The 2,201-nt window shown below is 68.5% G+C and carries 1 protein-coding gene; it reads left to right on the top strand.

The annotated features are described in order from the left end of the window. Positions 1 to 2,201 (top strand): type I polyketide synthase (locus tag DM816_RS41605; protein WP_117215907.1); only part of this gene is annotated, 2,201 nt, incomplete at both ends.

The following is a 2,201-nucleotide window of genomic DNA, read 5'->3' as shown; positions in this document are numbered from 1 at the left end:
CCGGCTGATGCAGGCCCTGCCGACGGGCGGCGCGATGGCCGCGGCCCAGGCCGACGAGGCCGAGGTCGCCGAGCTGCTGGCCGCGGTGGACGGCCCGATCTCGCTGGCCGCGGTCAACGGCCCGCGCGCGGTCGTCATCTCGGGCGCCGCGGACCAGGTCGATGCCGTGTGCCGGACGCTGCGTCAACGGGGGCGTAAGACCCGGCGCTTGACGGTCAGCCATGCCTTCCACTCACCGCTGATGGAGCCGATGCTCGACGAGTTCCGCGCGGTCGTGGCCGGGCTGGACTTTGCCGCGCCCCGGATTCCACTGGTCTCCACGGTCACCGGCCGGATCGCCGGCGCGGCGGAACTGTCCAATCCGGAGTATTGGACGGGGCAGGTGCGCGGTGCGGTGCGGTTCGCCGACGCCGTGCGCGCGTTGGCCGGCGAGGGCGCGGTCACCATGCTCGAATGCGGGCCCGACGCGGTGCTGGCCGCCATGGCGGCCGACTGCCTGCCCGAGGGCTCCGATGTGGTCGCCGTGCCGACCCTGCGGGCGGGGCACGACGAGCGCGCAGGCGTGGCGGCTGCGATCGCCCGGCTGCAGGTGCGCGGCGCCACCACCGTTCGTTGGGAGCGGCTCCTTCCGGGGGCACGGCGAGTGTCGCTGCCTACCTACGCCTTCCAACGGGAGCGGCACTGGCTCGACACGGGGTCCACCACACCGCAGGCATGGCGAGAGTTGGTGCCACAGGAGCCTTCGTCGCCGGCGGGCGCGGCAACGGGCACGGTGACTCGCGACCGCCGGGCCACCGCCGAGCTGGTGCTTGCGCATGTGGCGGCGGTGCTCGGGCATGCCGACCCGGCCACGATCCCGATGCGTGCGCCGTTCAAGGAGCTTGGTTTCGATTCGATCGGTGCGGTCCAGCTGCGTGACGCGCTTGCCGCCGAGGTGGGGCGGCCGCTGCCCAGCAGCCTGCTGTTCGACTATCCGACGGTGCAGGCGCTGATCAATTTCCTGGCTGAAGGAGCGGTCGCGCACGATCCGAGCCTCGTCGGCTCCGATCGCGGCGACGACCCGATTGTGATTGTGGGGATGGCGTGTCGTTTTCCGGGTGGGGTGCGGACGCCTGAGGACTTGTGGCGGTTGGTGGTTGAGGGTCGTGATGCGATCGGGGGTTTCCCAACTGATCGGGGTTGGGATGTTGATGGGCTTTACGATCCGGATCCGGATGTGTCGGGTAAGACGTATGCGCGGGAGGGTGGTTTTCTTTACGAGGCGGCGGAGTTTGATGCGGAGTTCTTTGGGATTTCGCCGCGTGAGGCGTTGGCGATGGATCCGCAGCAGCGGCTGTTGCTGGAGACCGCGTGGGAGACGCTCGAGGGTGCCGGGTTCGACCCGACGGCACTTGAGGGCACGCCGGTGGGCGTGTTCGTCGGCGCATCGCCGCTCGACTACGGGCCGCGCATGCACGACGCGACCGAGCAGCTGGAGGGCTACGTGCTCACCGGCGTCACGCCGAGCATCCTGTCTGGACGGATCGCTTACCAGTTCGGTCTGATCGGCCCTGCGATGACGGTGGATACGGCGTGTTCGTCGTCGTTGGTGGCGTTGCATTTGGCGGTACAAGCCTTGCGTCGCGGTGAGTGCTCGATGGCACTGGCCGGTGGTGCCGCTGTGATGTCCACTCCCGGCATGTTCCTGGAGTTCAGTCGTCAGCGTGGGTTGGCGGCGGATGGGCGGTGTAAGGCGTTTTCGGCTGCGGCGGATGGGACGGGTTGGGCCGAGGGTGTCGGGATGTTGTTGTTGGAGCGGTTGTCGGATGCGCGGCGTAGTGGTCATCGGGTGTTGGCGGTGGTGCGTGGTTCGGCGGTGAATCAGGATGGTGCGTCGAATGGTTTGACTGCGCCGAATGGGTTGTCGCAGCAGCGGGTGATTCGGCAGGCGTTGGCGTCGGCGGGGTTGTCGGTGTCGGATGTGGACGTGGTGGAGGCGCATGGGACGGGCACCCGGTTGGGCGATCCGATTGAGGCGGAGGCGTTGCTGGCGACGTATGGGCAGGGTCGGTCTCCGGATAGGCCGTTGTGGTTGGGGTCGTTGAAGTCGAATATTGGGCATGCGCAGGCGGCTGCTGGTGTGGGTGGTGTGATCAAGGTCGTGCAGGCGTTGCGGCATGGGTTGCTGCCCCGGACGTTGCACGCGGAAGATCGGTCGCCGT

This window comes from Allorhizocola rhizosphaerae (assembly GCF_003426775.1).
Taxonomy (GTDB): Bacteria; Actinomycetota; Actinomycetes; order Mycobacteriales; family Micromonosporaceae; genus Allorhizocola; species Allorhizocola rhizosphaerae.
The sequence above is the reverse complement of the archived record's forward strand: the minus strand, read 5'-3'. Positions and strand labels throughout refer to the sequence as shown.